The organism is Mesobacillus harenae (assembly GCF_013343715.1).
GTDB classification, from domain to species: domain Bacteria; phylum Bacillota; class Bacilli; order Bacillales; family Cytobacillaceae; genus Mesobacillus_A; species Mesobacillus_A harenae.
In genome coordinates this window covers 228,605-242,843 of the sequence record NZ_JABUNR010000004.1, presented here as the reverse complement: position 1 = coordinate 242,843, position 14,239 = coordinate 228,605, and the positions used below count along the sequence as shown (strand labels likewise).

At 40.0% G+C, this 14,239-nt stretch carries 13 protein-coding genes; 5 read left to right on the top strand and 8 right to left on the bottom strand.

Going from position 1 to position 14,239, the window contains the following annotated elements:
- Positions 1–281 precede the first annotated feature (281 nt).
- The gene (locus tag HRJ06_RS07040) at positions 282–2,141 is read right to left on the bottom strand and encodes a monovalent cation:proton antiporter family protein (protein WP_174730954.1); all 1,860 of its coding nucleotides are present in this window, start codon (positions 2,139–2,141) and stop codon (positions 282–284) included.
- Between the two features lie 14 nt (positions 2,142–2,155).
- Positions 2,156–3,493: a magnesium transporter gene (gene mgtE, locus HRJ06_RS07035; protein WP_422392718.1), complete on the bottom strand. Its 1,338-nt coding sequence runs from the start codon at positions 3,491–3,493 to the stop codon at positions 2,156–2,158.
- 251 nt (positions 3,494–3,744) lie between these two features.
- Between mgtE and prpE the strand changes: the two genes are divergently transcribed.
- Positions 3,745–4,482 (top strand): bis(5'-nucleosyl)-tetraphosphatase PrpE, encoded by a 738-nt coding sequence (gene prpE, locus HRJ06_RS07030; protein WP_174730948.1) that lies wholly within the window; start codon positions 3,745–3,747, stop codon positions 4,480–4,482.
- A gap of 181 nt (positions 4,483–4,663) precedes the next feature.
- Here prpE and HRJ06_RS07025 read toward each other — a convergent pair whose 3' ends face one another.
- From HRJ06_RS07025 to HRJ06_RS07010, 4 genes are all read right to left on the bottom strand, one after another.
- On the bottom strand, positions 4,664–5,551 hold the full coding sequence (locus tag HRJ06_RS07025) for an RluA family pseudouridine synthase (RefSeq protein ID WP_174730945.1): 888 nt from the start codon (positions 5,549–5,551) through the stop codon (positions 4,664–4,666).
- A gap of 25 nt (positions 5,552–5,576) precedes the next feature.
- Positions 5,577–6,371 (bottom strand): NAD kinase, encoded by a 795-nt coding sequence (locus HRJ06_RS07020; RefSeq protein ID WP_174730942.1) that lies wholly within the window; start codon positions 6,369–6,371, stop codon positions 5,577–5,579.
- A gap of 47 nt (positions 6,372–6,418) precedes the next feature.
- Positions 6,419–7,057: a GTP diphosphokinase gene (gene yjbM / locus HRJ06_RS07015; protein WP_277874657.1), complete on the bottom strand. Its 639-nt coding sequence runs from the start codon at positions 7,055–7,057 to the stop codon at positions 6,419–6,421.
- A 63-nt stretch (positions 7,058–7,120) separates the two neighbouring features.
- The gene (locus HRJ06_RS07010) at positions 7,121–7,486 is read right to left on the bottom strand and encodes a UPF0738 family protein (RefSeq protein ID WP_174730936.1); all 366 of its coding nucleotides are present in this window, start codon (positions 7,484–7,486) and stop codon (positions 7,121–7,123) included.
- Between the two features lie 116 nt (positions 7,487–7,602).
- On the opposite strand from HRJ06_RS07010, the gene HRJ06_RS07005 reads away from it, so the two are divergent.
- The 4 genes from HRJ06_RS07005 (at position 7,603) to HRJ06_RS06990 (ending at position 10,253) form a co-directional block, all read left to right on the top strand.
- Positions 7,603–8,187, top strand: a complete 585-nt coding sequence (locus tag HRJ06_RS07005; protein WP_197969883.1) for a CYTH domain-containing protein — start codon at positions 7,603–7,605, stop codon at positions 8,185–8,187.
- Between the two features lie 11 nt (positions 8,188–8,198).
- Positions 8,199–8,816, top strand: a complete 618-nt coding sequence (locus tag HRJ06_RS07000; protein ID WP_174730930.1) for a lytic transglycosylase domain-containing protein — start codon at positions 8,199–8,201, stop codon at positions 8,814–8,816.
- Positions 8,817–8,973: 157 nt separating this feature from the next.
- Positions 8,974–9,375, top strand: coding sequence for a globin domain-containing protein (locus HRJ06_RS06995; RefSeq protein ID WP_174730928.1), 402 nt, complete (start codon positions 8,974–8,976; stop codon positions 9,373–9,375).
- Between the two features lie 26 nt (positions 9,376–9,401).
- Entirely contained in the window at positions 9,402–10,253 is an 852-nt protein-coding gene (locus tag HRJ06_RS06990) for a ClpXP adapter SpxH family protein (RefSeq protein WP_174731183.1), read from the top strand.
- A 686-nt stretch (positions 10,254–10,939) separates the two neighbouring features.
- Here HRJ06_RS06990 and pepF read toward each other — a convergent pair.
- Entirely contained in the window at positions 10,940–12,757 is a 1,818-nt protein-coding gene (gene pepF, locus HRJ06_RS06985; RefSeq protein ID WP_174730925.1) for an oligoendopeptidase F, read from the bottom strand.
- Between the two features lie 126 nt (positions 12,758–12,883).
- A complete protein-coding gene (locus tag HRJ06_RS06980) occupies positions 12,884–14,098 on the bottom strand; it encodes a competence protein CoiA (protein WP_174730922.1) in 1,215 nt (404 codons plus the stop codon).
- Between the last annotated feature and the right edge of the window lie 141 nt (positions 14,099–14,239).

Here is a 14,239-nt window from a genome sequence, read left to right as displayed (position 1 = left end):
CCAGGGAGTCCTGCTCCCACGGCTAAAGCCGCGTCGCAAGGCTGCAAAGAAGCTGCTTCAGGTAGATGCCTTGCTGATGAAGTCAAAGAACGACTTCACCTTCAAGCCCTCCAGCGCTTGTCGGGCTTATTCGAGGCACCTCCGCTTTTCTTTGTCTAGCTGCGGCGCCTAACCCCTCGAGTCGCTTCGGTCTTGCTGATGAAGTCAAAGAACGACTTCACCTTCAAGCCCTCCAGCGCTTGTCGGGCTTATTCGAGGCACCTCCGCTTTTCTATTTTTTCTTAACAAAATTCGCAGAATTCTAGTTCTCTTTTAAGTTCATCTACATATTCTTTACTTCCAGTAACAATTAATCGATCGTTTATTTGCAGCTCTGTTTCCCCATGAGGAACTATCGAGTCCTTTCCTCTAAAAATCCTTACAAATATTACATCTCCTGTAAATGGAAATCTCCTTACCGTCATTCCTGCAAATTGTTCATTCAGCATACGTATTTCATATAAAGCCGTATCCTGATTTGTCAGGATGTTAATCACTGCTGGGGCCTCAATAACTGCACGCAGCAATGCATTTGTCGACAGAAGAACGGAAAATACCTCAATATCCTGTTCTTTAAGATTTCCTTCAAGGTCTGGACTTTCCACTCTGACAATAACTCGCTCAGTCCCACTTTGTTTCGCTTCCATCGCGATAGTAGCATTGGCCTCTTCATCGCCAGTTGAAATAACGACTATATCTGTGTCAAACGCGCCTTTATCAGCTAGTTTCTCTGGTGAAAATTCATCTACCTCAATGATTTCAAACAGGGAATTGGCTATTTGTCTTTCAGATTTTTCCTGTTTTGTGTGATAAAGAACAGGCTCATATAACGATGATTTTAAATCCCGGGATACCGGGAGGGTCATTTGGTTTGCACCAATAAAAGATACCCTAATTTGCTTTTCTTCTGTTAATTCCCTAGGGAAAAGCTTTTTGAAAACCACAGGAGTTATAACACAGGAGAGTACAGCTACAAGAATCAGCGTACCGCTCATTTCTGCAGTGATAACTTCCATTCTTTCTCCGATAGTTGCAGCGGCAATAACAAGTGATAGCGTTGATGTTAGCAAGAAACCAGATGCTATTACCGTTTTTGTGTCATACCATATTTTCAGCAAGTATACCGGAATGACTTTTGATAGCAATAGTGCCAACAGCAATAATGGAATAAGAATTAACATTTTTGGATCACTTAATAAGGACCAAATATCAAGCCCTACACCGACCATTACAAAGAAAATTGGAATCAGAAAGCCATAACCAAAGGAATCGAGCTTATGAATCATTTCCTGATTCGGTGAAAGCAATGAAACCAGTACCCCAGCTAGGAAGGCTCCAAGGATGTTTTCTGCCCCTACTGTCTCTGATACAGCCACTAGTACAATGATGAGCGTAAATACAGCCCTTGTACCGATTTGTGTGGTACCTGTTGAAAGTGTGTCGATAAATTGCCTGTTTTTAAATCGTCGTCCAAGAAAGTACAGGGCAACTCCAGCAGCGAACAAGATAAGCAGCAGCCATGTGTTCCCTTGACCTTTATCATTAATAGAGACAAATACTGCGAGCAGTATCATCGTAGCCAAATCGGCAATAACCGCTACTAATAAGATAATCTGGCCGATGCCAGATTTCATTATTTGAGCTTCCTTTAGAGTCGGCACAACTACCCCAAGGGAAATAGTCGAAATGATTAACGTCATTAAAAACATATTCTCTATGAATCCTAATAAGACAAACGCATATGAAAGGAGCAGAGATATGATAAAAATACCAACGAATATAACCGAGGAAACCAGAAAGGTATTGGGTTCCAGTTTGCCACTAGGCAGCGTTTTCCGTTTTTTCGATCCGGAAAACGCGCTGAAATCTATCTCTAATCCACTTAGGAACATCAAAAAGATGAAACCAAGAGTAGAAAGAGTTTCTAGCCACATATCCTCATGTACGATATCAAACCCGCTGCTGCCTATAATTAAACCCACTAGTATCTCTGCAACCACAACCGGTATAAAATTTAGTTTAAACCGATGCAGTAAAATTGGTGTCATGAATGCGACCAAAATGACTATTAGGAGAGATGTGAGTGATGCATGCTCTTCCATTGATCCTTCCCCCTTTACTGTGTAAGATGACTCATAAACATGGTAGCAATTCCAAAATAAATTAAAATACTGATAATATCATTAATAGTTGTTATGAAAGGTCCTGAAGCAACTGCTGGGTCAATATTAAGTTTGTGCATCAATAACGGCACCAGCGAGCCAGCTAGAGTGGCAATAATTAATGTGCATAGGATAGATATACCCACTAATCCCCCTAGAAACAGGTCACCTTTCCAAATGTAAACAATAATAGTTATAAGAATACCACATGTCGTTCCAGTTATCAGTCCTGTCCCTGCTTCACGTAAAATCAGATTCATTTTGTTCTCTTTTTCTAAATCTCCAGTCGCAATCCCTCTGACAGCTACTGCTAATGCTTGAGTGCCCGTATTTCCAGCCATACCTGCAATTAGCGGGATAAATATAGCCAGAATCGCAACCTGATCAAGTGTATCTTCAAATCGGCCAATTAAACTTGCAGTAAACATCCCAAGAAAAAGGAGAATGATCAGCCAGGGAAGCCTTTTCCGGGCTGCACCTATTGAACTTTTGTCCATTGTATCAATGTCGGCAATACCCGCGAGTTTGGAGTAATCGTCAGATGCCTCTTCATCCATAACGTCCATGATATCATCTACAGTGATAATGCCAAGCAGGTGGTTTTGAAAATCCACTACAGGAACAGCAAGAAAGTTATAGTCTCTCATCATCCTGGCGACCTCCTCCTGGTCTTCTCCAACCGAAACAGAAGTAATGCGGTCATTCATAATTTCGGATATCATAACATCATCTTCGGTAATAATTAAATCTCTAAGGGATACAACGCCTGCAAGCCTTCTCTCCTCGTCAAGGACATAGACGTAGTAAATAGTTTCTGCGCCTGGTGCTTCCTTTTTCAGAATGTACATAGCCGATCTGACAGTCTGATTGGCAGATATAGCAACAAATTCAGTTGTCATGATACTACCTGCTGTATACTCTTCATAATGAAGGAGCTCTTTAATTTCCTGAGCAGCTTCCTTATTCATGATGGTCAGGTAACTTACTACTTGATCCTTTTCAAGCTCATTTAATACATCAACCGCATCATCTGCGTACATATGCGACAGCATATCAGCGGCATAACCTGGCGCCATTTCCGCCAAAAGATCTTTATATTCAACTTCCTCATTATCCAGGTTCTCAAATAAATCTGCCATTTCTTCTGGTGAAAGATACTGATATACTTTATCCCTTAAATTTTCAGGCAGCTCACTAAAAACGGAGGCTTGATCATATGGATGAAGTTCCAAAAATTCTTGGCGGAATTCGTCTATTCTTTCGCCAGAAAGAGCTTCTATCAAAAGATCCATGTTAATCGCACGATTGCCATTTTCACTGCGTTTTTCCTTCATGGCATTGCCCCCTTTCTCAGCTTATTTTACTTATACTAGCAAATATCAATTTTTTTGTCGTGTTATAATCATTGAACTTTAAAATATCAGAATTTTCGAAGCAGAAATTTATATTTTAAGATACCTTACTTTCCCCTTTAATCAAGAGAGAATTACACTATCCAGAAATATGGGTAAGATAATAAAGTCTATGGAAAAGGGGTGCTTAGATGAAACTGGATATTATAGGAGATCTCCACGGCTGTTTTGAAGAATTTTATGAACTCACTTCAAAACTGGGTTATGTATGGCAGGCTAACCTACCTGTTCACCCTTTAGGGAGACATCTTGCCTTTGTTGGCGACTTAACGGACAGAGGACCTGATTCGATTAAAACAGCTGAATGTGTTTGTAAATTAGTCAGCCAAAAAAATGCATACTATGTGCCTGGGAACCATTGCAATAAGCTCTACCGGTTTCTTTTGGGAAACAAGGTACAGGTCACTCATGGACTGGAGACGACAGTAGCAGAATATGAAACATTGCCAAAGGATGGACAGACTGAATTCCGCCAGCACTTTATCGATCTTTATGAAAATGCTCCGTTGTACCATGTATTAGATAATGCTCAGTTAATCATCGCACACGCAGGGATTAAGGAGGAGTATATTGGGAAAAGAACTTCAAAAGTTAAAACCTTTGTATTATATGGGGACATTACCGGTGAGAAAAACCCGGACGGAACTCCTGTGAGAAGAGATTGGGCAGTGGATTACAATGGTTCAGCACTTATTGTCTATGGCCATACTCCTGTAAAAGAGGCTAGATTCATCAATAGAACAATCAATATTGATACAGGGGCTGTTTTTGGCGGTAAATTAACTGCTTTAAGATATCCTGAATTAGAAATTTTGTCTGTTCCATCTACAATGCCGCTTGTAGATGGAAAGTTAAAGGATCCAATTTGAAAAGAGCCTTGATTAGCAAAACCGGGACAATGTCCCGGTTTTTTATTCGTTTACAGATTTTCAATACCCACTTACGGATAATTTCATGCATTGTCTGGGTCAGTTCCGTCGTCAAAAAACTACTGCTTGATTCTCCTGTGCCTTCTTAAAAGTTTGCAGGATTGTAAAGGAGGTTACTCTTTTATAGGAGCCTGCCCATATCTGTTGGCAATCCAACTTCAAACTCAAGAATCTCTTCACTTAAAGGATGGGAAAAGGTTAATCTCTTACAATGGAGAGCCTGCCTTTTTATATGAGTATTGTTACCGCCATATAATCCATCCCCTAAAAGCGGATGACCTAAATGTGACATATGCACCCTTATCTGATGCGTACGCCCTGTTTCTAGGCGAAGTTCCACCCAAGTAAAATTCTTTTTTCTTTCTATAACCTGATAAAAAGTGCAGGCATATTGTCCATCCGGGCGGACCTCGCGCTCAATAATACTCGTTTCTTTTCTTCCTATAGGCTCCTCAACTTTGCCTTCAGCGCCAGCCAGCCAGCCTTCTGTGAATGCTTCATAAACACGCCTTAATTGTCCGTACTTTTGCTGAAGTGAAAGCAGATGATGTACATGCCGGTGTTTAGCAACAAGAACAAGACCAGTAGTATTACGGTCAAGCCTCGTTACAATATGGGTGGTTGAAGGTATTCCGGCATTATCATAATAGCCGATAAGAGCGTTAGCAAGGCTTCCGCAGGGATGCTCCCTGGAAGGTATTGTGTTCATCTCTGCCGGCTTATTGATGACAAGCAAGGACTCATCTTCATATATAATTTCAAGCGGCAATAGTTCCCCTTTTAGTCCTACTGAAGGAACCTCTTCCGGAAAAATCACCTTTAGTAAATCAGATTCTCTGAGAGCATAACGAACGGTCGTTTCTTCACCATTCACCGTAATACTTCCGCCCTTAAATTTAATATCAGTTAGAGCAGATTTTGATATGTTTTTTTCTCTTAGGAAATCACGTATAAACTTTCCTTCTTCCCGGCTCCCCATGCACCAGGAAAGGCTGAACCGATCGCCCATTTTTTTTGCTCCTGTCATTCAGAAATTAATCAGAGATAAATGAATCATGAACCCGTTTCCAAAACGGGAATGGTCTGAACCGGGCAAATCTAATTTTCTCATCTGCTACCCGAAACTGGATTGACTTTACATCTTTATGAAGGAGAGTAAGATGATCGATTGTTATTTGAAAATCGGGCCTGTTAACCGGTTTCAGCATGCATGTATGATGATCCGGAAGAATTAGAGGAGAACCGACTGTTCGGAAAACCCTATTATTGATCGAGGCCATCTCAGCTAATTGAAGGGCAGGAATAGAAGGATGTAAAATAGCCCCCCCGAGTGCCTTGTTATAGGCAGTGCTTCCGGACGGGGTAGAAACACAGAGGCCGTCCCCCCGAAACCTTTCAAAGTGCTGACCACGTATCTCAACATCCATAACCAGGGTACCGTCAACTGCTTTTACAGTTGATTCATTCAAGGCAAGGTAGCGAGTTTCCTTCCCTCCATACAGATAGCGGATAATAACCTCTAAAAGAGGATATTCAATAACTTGATAAGGGGTTTTAGCAATCGCAATAACCAATTTTTCTATTTCCTCGGGAACCCAGTCGGCATAAAAACCAAGGTGCCCTGTATGTACACCTACAAACGCCGTCCTGTCCAGCCGGCGGCTGTATCGGTGAAAGGCATATAATAATGTCCCGTCACCACCAACAGATATACAAATATCTGGCTGGTCTTCATCATAAATTAGGTTAAAATCAAGAAGATAAGATCTCATTTTATGCATTAACGTGTTGGATCTTGAATCACCTTTTGAAGTTATGGCAAATCTCATAAATTCCACACACCTTTTTTAATTAGAAACAGACCGTCTTCGTCCGCTTAGTTTTCTCCATCCTGCTTCAACTCTTTCTTCCTTGTGAAAAACGCCTGGGCTTCCTGGATTTCTCCTCTTATTATCGAGATTTCCTCATCAAGGCGGAAAGCAGCTTCAGCAGCACGTTTGAGACGGAGTTGTATATCATCTGGAAATTGTCCTTTGTACTTGTAATTGAGCGAATGTTCAACTGTTGCCCAGAAATTCATTGCCAATGTTCTAATCTGAATTTCCGCTAGAATATTTTTTTCTCCGCTAATCGTTTGAACTGGATATTTGATAACCACATGATAGGATCGATAACCACTGGCTTTTTTATGTGATATGTAATCTCTTTCTTCCACAACTTCAAAATCGTTCCGTTTCCTTATGAGTTCAACAACTGTTTTTATATCCTCCACAAACTGGCACATCATTCTCAATCCGGCAATATCCTGCATTTCCGTATCAAGCTTATCTAGAGGAATGCCCTTTTCGTTAGCTTTATCCAAAATACTTGCAATAGGTTTTACCCTTCCGGTAACAAATTCAATCGGGGAATGTGCAGAATTAAGGTCGAATTCGGTTCTCATCCCCCTAAGTTTCACTTTTAACTCCTCAACTGCCTGCTTATAGGGCTCTAAAAAGTGATCCCAATGCTTCAACTGTGTCCACCTCATCCGGTTCTATCTTTATATACGAGTAAAGCGGATGGTGATTTTGGCTCGCTAAAAAACACCCTCTACTTTTGCGACCATTTCCTCTCCATAGTTACTGTTACCCTTTATATTTTCAATTAAATATTCCAGCTCCTCCATAAACCGTGTCAGCATTAGCTTACCTTTATTATTAACGGCTATTGCCTGCAGTTTAAGCTGGCGTGCTTTTTGAATATCCGGCCAAACCGCTTCAGGTACAGATATATAGATATATTCTTCCTCTTCCTCTGCAAGATAGACGAATGAAAGATTATCAGAATCAACTAACATTTGCCCGGCATCATTAAGTCCTGATAGGTCTATATCTGAATCCGCTTCTAGAATAAGTTCATTTTCTGTCACTTCTGCGTTTAAAATAGTTATTTTTCTTTTCATAATTTTGAACCTCCATTAATCTTTTTTATTTTACCATATTGAAACAATTATTTCTAAGGATTGAAGTGTCATTGAAAGAAAGAGATAATATGGCTAGTGCCCTGCAGAAAGGAAGAATGACAGTGTCTCAACAAATTGAAATTGAATTTAAAAACCTGCTTACTGAAGCTGAATTTAACAAGGCTACCGCCTATTTTAACATCACATCGGATATGTTTGCCAAACAGGTAAATCATTACTTTGAAACCCCTGCCTACAACCTTAAGGATAAAAATTCTGCTTTAAGAATTCGCGAGAAAGACGGGAAAGCAGAGCTCACTCTAAAGCAGCCTGCAAAGGAAGGCTTGCTTGAGACCAATCAAACTTTGTCTGCAAGCCAGGTGAAAACCGCCCTTGAAACTGGAAATATTCCCGAAGGTATTGTAATGTCCGCCTTATTTAACCTAGTCGGCAGTGAACAGCTTCACCATTTTGGTTCTTTGATAACAAGGAGAGCGGAAACACCATACAAAAGTGGATTAATTGCCCTTGATATTAGTGACTATTTAAACAAGACTGATTATGAGATAGAATATGAGGTAGAAGACGCGAAGCAAGGTCAGGAAACGTTTTTACACTTACTAAATCAACTTAGCATCCCTCTTCGTGACACAGAAAATAAAATCAAACGGTTTTATAATGAAAAATATAAAAGCATTTAACAGGAGACGACATGAATATTAATCAATTAAAAGTTATGCTTGAACTGCAGGCACTCCAAAATTTCAGCCGTACCTCACCGTTAAATCAAACGACTCAATTTGAGGAGTTGTTACAGGATTTCCTAAAGAGCCAGGGGGAGGAGTTTTTCAAGAAAGAACTAAGCAGCGAACTTCCTCAAGGTCTGGCCTCTATTGCACCCCATACTGGACCTGTACTCCCTCCTGTTCAAATGACAAAGCTCACGGTGGGTAAAGGGGATTACGATGATATTATTAAACAGGCTGCGGATACTTATAATCTTCCGGTCCCTTTAATAAAGGCTGTGATTAAACAAGAGTCTAATTTCAACCCCAATGCTATCAGCCATGCTGGAGCTTCCGGGCTAATGCAGCTTATGCCTGGTACAGCCCAATACCTTGGGGTCAAGAATGCTTTCGATCCAGCTGAAAACATCCTTGGGGGCAGCAAGTACCTCCGCCAGATGCTTGACCGCTATGATCAAAATATAGACCTCGCTCTCGCTGCTTATAACGCTGGCCCTGGTAACGTTGACAAATACGGAGGTATCCCTCCATTTAAAGAAACACAAAGTTACGTTAGGAATGTTACTCGGACTTTTATTGGATAATATTACAAGTTGGAATGAACCGTTTGTTAGTGGTAACAGACGGTTTTTTTGTGTACATTAAAACGAAACTAGTCATATATAAGCTATTTGTTTGAGTTATAAATATAGCATTGATAAAATAAGAAACATATTACATTAATTTAAAGGAGTTAATATTATGGTCGAGCATATGCCAACACCGTTTGAAGCCGTTGGTGAAGCAAAGCTTCACAAGCTAGTTGATGCTTTTTATCGCCGGGTTGGACAGCACCCTGATCTCACTCCTATTTTTCCTGATGATTTGACAGAGACGGCCAGAAAACAAAAACAATTTTTGACTCAGTACCTGGGCGGCCCTCAATTATATACACATGAACATGGACATCCAATGATGCGAGCAAGACACCTGCCATTCGAAATCACTCCAGTACGAGCTAAAGCCTGGCTTTCGTGTATGGCAGAAGCAATGGATGAAATCGGTCTTGATGGGGAATTACGAAAGAATTTTTATTCCAGGCTAGTTTTGACGGCCCAACATATGATAAATACGCCAGACGATGAACTAAAGGGTGAAAGCTAGTGAGTAATAAATTTCAACAAGCAACAATGAACTCATCCCACCATTGTCATGGGAATGAAAAGAAGCCGATTGAAATCTATATGTTCGTCGACCCTCTATGTCCCGAATGCTGGGCTTTGGAACCGATTATAAAAAAGCTGCAGATAGAATATGGACGCTATTTTTCTTTAAAGCATGTGTTAAGCGGCCGCCTTGCTTCCTTGAATATGGGAAGTAAAAAACAATATGATTCTATAGCAGATCTATGGGAAAAAACGGCCAGCCGATCTGGAATGTCATGTGATGGCAACCTATGGTTTGAGAATCCTGTCAATTCTCCCTATCTTGCTTCGGTCGCAATTAAAGCTGCTGAATTGCAAGGAAGAAGAAAAGGTATTCGTTTTCTGCGAAAAATACAAGAAGTCTTATTTCTTGAGAAGCTAAATGTTTCTAGTTTTGAGGTCCTTAAAGATTGCGCCCGGTCTGTAGATCTTGATGTTGCAGAATTTGTTACGGATATTCATTCGGAAGGTGCAGCAAAAGCATTTCAATGTGATCTGAAAATTACAACTGAAATGGAAGTACAGGAAATACCAACTTTCGTTTTCTTTAATTCCAAAGTGGAAGAGGAAGGTATTAAAATAACAGGTTATTACCCTTATGAGGTTTACGTTCAGATTCTGGAAGAGATGCTTCAGGAAAAACCAGTTCCGGCTACTCCGCCGCCATTGGAATCATTTCTTAAGTACTATAAGCTTGTTGCTTCAAAAGAGATTTCAGTCGTGTACAACATAACTGTTCAACAAGTAGAGAAGGAAATGAAAAAGCTGTTATTGAAGCAAGCTGTTGAGCAGGTTCCAGTAAAGTACGGGATGTTCTGGAAATATATTGAGTCATGATGCCCCTACTCTTATCTTCACAAGAAAAAGGCCTTTCAGCCGGCATGCTGAAAGGCCTTTTTTATATATGCGAACAAAGGGGATGGGAGAAATCTTTCACGGTCAAACAAAAGGGGTATATGTTTGTATGTGATCAACTTCACAACATTAATATACCATCACTTTTGAACCATGACAATAACATTGTGTTTCATTTCACAATATTGTCAAAAACTCGGAATGCCACCAGGGACAAGTGAATATATTGGTATGAGATGAGTATACTCTCTGATAACCACACGTTTGGAGGATACCGACTTGAAAACCTTGATTCCTATAATCATGTGTCTTTTAATTTTAGCTGCTTTCTTACTTCATATAATGGCCCTTATGCACTTAATTCCACTTTATATTAGCTCACCGATTTTGTTCCTCTCCTTGTTTGTGTTAATTCTCCTTTTAAATGATCGGAAAAAGTTTAAAGGATTTTAGCCCTTTCTCCAATAGACGACAAAAAACCGCCCATACTTTTGCGGCGGTCTCTTGGTTAGGACATAAAGCAGAAACATTTTCTCAAGGTAATCACTTTGTCTCCGGGTCCACTGACAGCCCCAAATGATGGTTCTGAGAGCCAACCGACGCTACAACGGTCAAGTTTCTTTGTCGGAGTCTCCAGTTTTTGCGTTTTTGGACAGTCGGCAATTCTTTTATGAAAGGAGTTTTTCCATTTCTTCTAGCTTTTGTTCAAATACCTTGCATGCTTGCTCTATCGGCTGTGAGCTTGTCATATCAACGCCAGCCTTTTTTAGAACTTCAATTGGGTAGTCAGAGCTGCCTGCTTTAAGAAATTCTAGATAACGCTGAACTGCAGGCTCCCCTTCTTCAAGGATTTGTTTGCTTAAGGCCGTTGCAGCACTATATCCTGTTGCGTATTGGTATACATAATAATTGTAGTAGAAATGAGGTATCCTTGCCCACTCAAGTCCAATTTCTTCATCTATCTCGATATCTTCTTCCCCAAAATACTTCTTATTCAACTCATAATATTCCTCTGTAAGGGATTCGGCTGTTAACGCTTCATTATTTTGTGCTTTTTGATGAATCAAATGTTCAAACTCTGCGAACATCGTTTGTCTAAAGACTGTTGCCCTAAATCCCTCTAAATAGTGATTCAGCAAATAAAGTCGTTTTTGCTCATCTTCAATCGTATTTAGTAAATGATTGTTTAATAAGGCCTCATTACAAGTCGAGGCTACCTCTGCAACAAAGATTGAATAATTTCCATACGGAAATGGCTGATTCTTTCTTGTATAATAGCTATGGACAGAATGACCGAATTCATGTGCCAGTGTAAATAAATTATTTACATTATCCTGCCAGTTCATAAGAATATAAGGATTTGTTCCATAAACACCCGAGGAATATGCACCACTCCGTTTCCCCTTATTTTCCTGAACATCAACCCAGCGGTTTTCAAAGCCTTCTTTTAAAATACTAACGTATTCTTCACCTAGGGGAGTAAGGCCTTTTAAAATTAGTTCTTCCGCCTCTTTGTAACTCACATCCATATTTACATTCTTCACAAGCGGTGTATAAAGGTCGTACATATGAAGCTTCTCTACTCCAAGTACCTTTTTCCTGAGCTTAATATATCTGTGGAGCAACGGAAGATTATCGTGAACTGTCTTTACAAGGTTTTCATAGACAGATTCCGGGATATTGTTTGCTGCTAAGGCGGCATGCCTTGCTGAATCATATTTGCGCACTCTTGCATTAAAATTATCCTTTTTAACGGTACCATTTAATGTACTTGAAAATGTATTTTTAAATTTGCCATAAGTTTCATAGACAGCTTTAAATGCATCTTTGCGGACTCGGCGATCCTCACTTTCAAGGAACCGAATATATCTCCCGTGCGTAATTTCAACTTCTTCACCGTTTTCATCCTTAATAGCAGGAAATTCTAGATCGGCATTATTGAGCATTCCAAATGTGTTGCCTGATGAGCCCATTACTTCTGCTGCCTGCGCTAGAAGTGACTCCTGATCAGCAGAAAGTACATGCGGCCTCTGTAAATTAATTTCTTCTAACGCATGTTCATACAGCTTTAAAGCATCATGTCCCTTAAGAAAATCTTCCACCTTTTGTTCATCGATAGCAAGAATCTCTGGAATAATGAAAGCCAGGGAACTAGAAGCCTGGGAGTATAAACTCTTGATCCTTTCATCCAAGCCTTGATAAAAAGAGTTCGTCGTATCTTGGTCATACCTCATGTGAGCGTATGTATATAGTTTAAGAAGTCTTTCCATCAATTCGTCTTGATATTTAAGAGCATCGTAAAGAGCTTCGGCGCTGTTCCCAAGAGTTCCTTTAAACTTCTCAATATTCGGAAGCGAAGAACTTACTTCCAAAAATTCTTTTTCCCAATCAACATCAGAAGAAAAGATATCCTCAAGTCTCCATTTATCTTGTGCCGGTATTTCACTTCTGGCCGGCAGTCTTTTTGCCTTAGTATCATTAGTCATAAAAATCCTCCATTCACGTTAAGATTGTCGCAAGTTTATTATATTGTTAGATTCGAGTCAAACTTTAGAATTCCTCCCGTTTTCATGATTTACTCCTTCTATTTTACGCTTTACCCTGCCTTTTCATTAATAAAAACTTTTCGTACTATGGTAGGCAGTCTCGATTTGCAAGCCAAACTGGTTATAAAAAAGCCGCTCCATTTTAATTTTTTCAGGAATAGACCCAGAAATCGTAATTGGCTTCTTTAATTGAAACATTGAGTTATTAACGAGTTTAAAATAACCAAGTATCGTTAAAATCTCCATATAAGACAGAACCGCCTCACCGGGATTTCGGGTTTTCACAAGCGGCAGTCGTCTAAGGAGAATTTCCTTCTTCCTCACCCTTTTAGAAAAGGCTTCAATCAGACTTGATAATGAAATAAGCTGCCCAGCCTTATGGTGCTGAAAAACATCGATAAAAAGAAAGGTTTGCCATATTAGCGGCGGGGTTTCGATTAAAAGACTGTTTTTCACAGGGACGCCTAACTGAGGGGGAAGAAGGTGTATGTTTAGTCTGTTTTGATACAATGTACGCAAGAAACAATTGTTGTATGCCCCTGGACCAGTACTCAGACGGTCTTTGAAACGCTTTAATTCAAGGACCCAATTCAATATAAAAGGCTGTTTTATAGACAAGTCGGGAAGAAAAGATGAAGGTTTTAAGTATTCAAGGGTGTTTATATAAAAGGAGCATAGAAACTTTCGAGTTGAAATTGGAACAAGTTGGTGAAGTATGATCAACTGCTTTGTAACGGGGCAATAAACAATGAGCACCTCTTGTCCGCGGAGTAAATGTGTGAATAATAGATGAAAAGCTGAAAGTGAAACAACATTATTCTTTAATCTCTTTAATTGGTTTCCCCCTAATATCCAAATAGGGTAATAGTCGTTTTCGAAAAAAACGTTCGTTCGTTTTAAAAACAAAGTTTCAGGAATAGGTGAGCACTGGTATTCAACAACGTATTTTTTCTTATTCCAGCAAAACCCCACATCCGGCCTTTGCCTGCAGATCGGATCAAACGGCTCAATTTCCGGGCTTATATCCCAGCGCTTAAGCCACTCGTAGATCCGCTTTTTTCCTGAAAGGTGGTAGAGTGTCTCCCGCTTATAGTCACTGCAGCTGCTTCGATGTTCATGCGCAAAATGCCAGGCTTTTTTATCACCTAGCTTTAAAACCAGCCGACATCCACATTCCGGGCAAAAAAAATCCTCCACCTTTCTTAATTCTTTTACCTTTGTTCGTATCCTTTCATCTGCCAAGCATACCCTTTGTCCAGAACTATTATGGGCTGTTAACATGTCATTCCTCCTTTCCACTTTATTAATTTCACATTGACGAAAGGAAATCCTTCTTCTTTGGCAGAATAAAAACCGTTAGCGCCAGGTAAGAGCAGTATCGGCTGGAGGAACACTGACTGCGATAAAGGAAACATGCAGAAC

Bases quoted from the DNA above. Each gene is read 5' to 3' on its own strand.
- HRJ06_RS06995 (WP_174730928.1), top strand. From the start codon at position 8,974: ATGGTCGAGCATATGCCAACACCGTTTGAAGCCGTTGGTGAAGCAAAG.
- HRJ06_RS06980 (WP_174730922.1), bottom strand. From the start codon at position 14,098: ATGTTAACAGCCCATAATAGTTCTGGACAAAGGGTATGCTTGGCAGAT.
- HRJ06_RS07000 (WP_174730930.1), top strand. From the start codon at position 8,199: ATGAATATTAATCAATTAAAAGTTATGCTTGAACTGCAGGCACTCCAA.
- prpE (WP_174730948.1), top strand. From the start codon at position 3,745: ATGAAACTGGATATTATAGGAGATCTCCACGGCTGTTTTGAAGAATTT.
- HRJ06_RS07020 (WP_174730942.1), bottom strand. From the start codon at position 6,371: ATGAGATTTGCCATAACTTCAAAAGGTGATTCAAGATCCAACACGTTA.
- HRJ06_RS07010 (WP_174730936.1), bottom strand. From the start codon at position 7,486: ATGAAAAGAAAAATAACTATTTTAAACGCAGAAGTGACAGAAAATGAA.
- mgtE (WP_422392718.1), bottom strand. From the start codon at position 3,493: ATGGATCTTTTGATAGAAGCTCTTTCTGGCGAAAGAATAGACGAATTC.
- HRJ06_RS07040 (WP_174730954.1), bottom strand. From the start codon at position 2,141: ATGGAAGAGCATGCATCACTCACATCTCTCCTAATAGTCATTTTGGTC.
- HRJ06_RS06990 (WP_174731183.1), top strand. From the start codon at position 9,402: ATGAACTCATCCCACCATTGTCATGGGAATGAAAAGAAGCCGATTGAA.
- pepF (WP_174730925.1), bottom strand. From the start codon at position 12,757: ATGACTAATGATACTAAGGCAAAAAGACTGCCGGCCAGAAGTGAAATA.
- HRJ06_RS07005 (WP_197969883.1), top strand. From the start codon at position 7,603: ATGACAGTGTCTCAACAAATTGAAATTGAATTTAAAAACCTGCTTACT.
- HRJ06_RS07025 (WP_174730945.1), bottom strand. From the start codon at position 5,551: ATGGGCGATCGGTTCAGCCTTTCCTGGTGCATGGGGAGCCGGGAAGAA.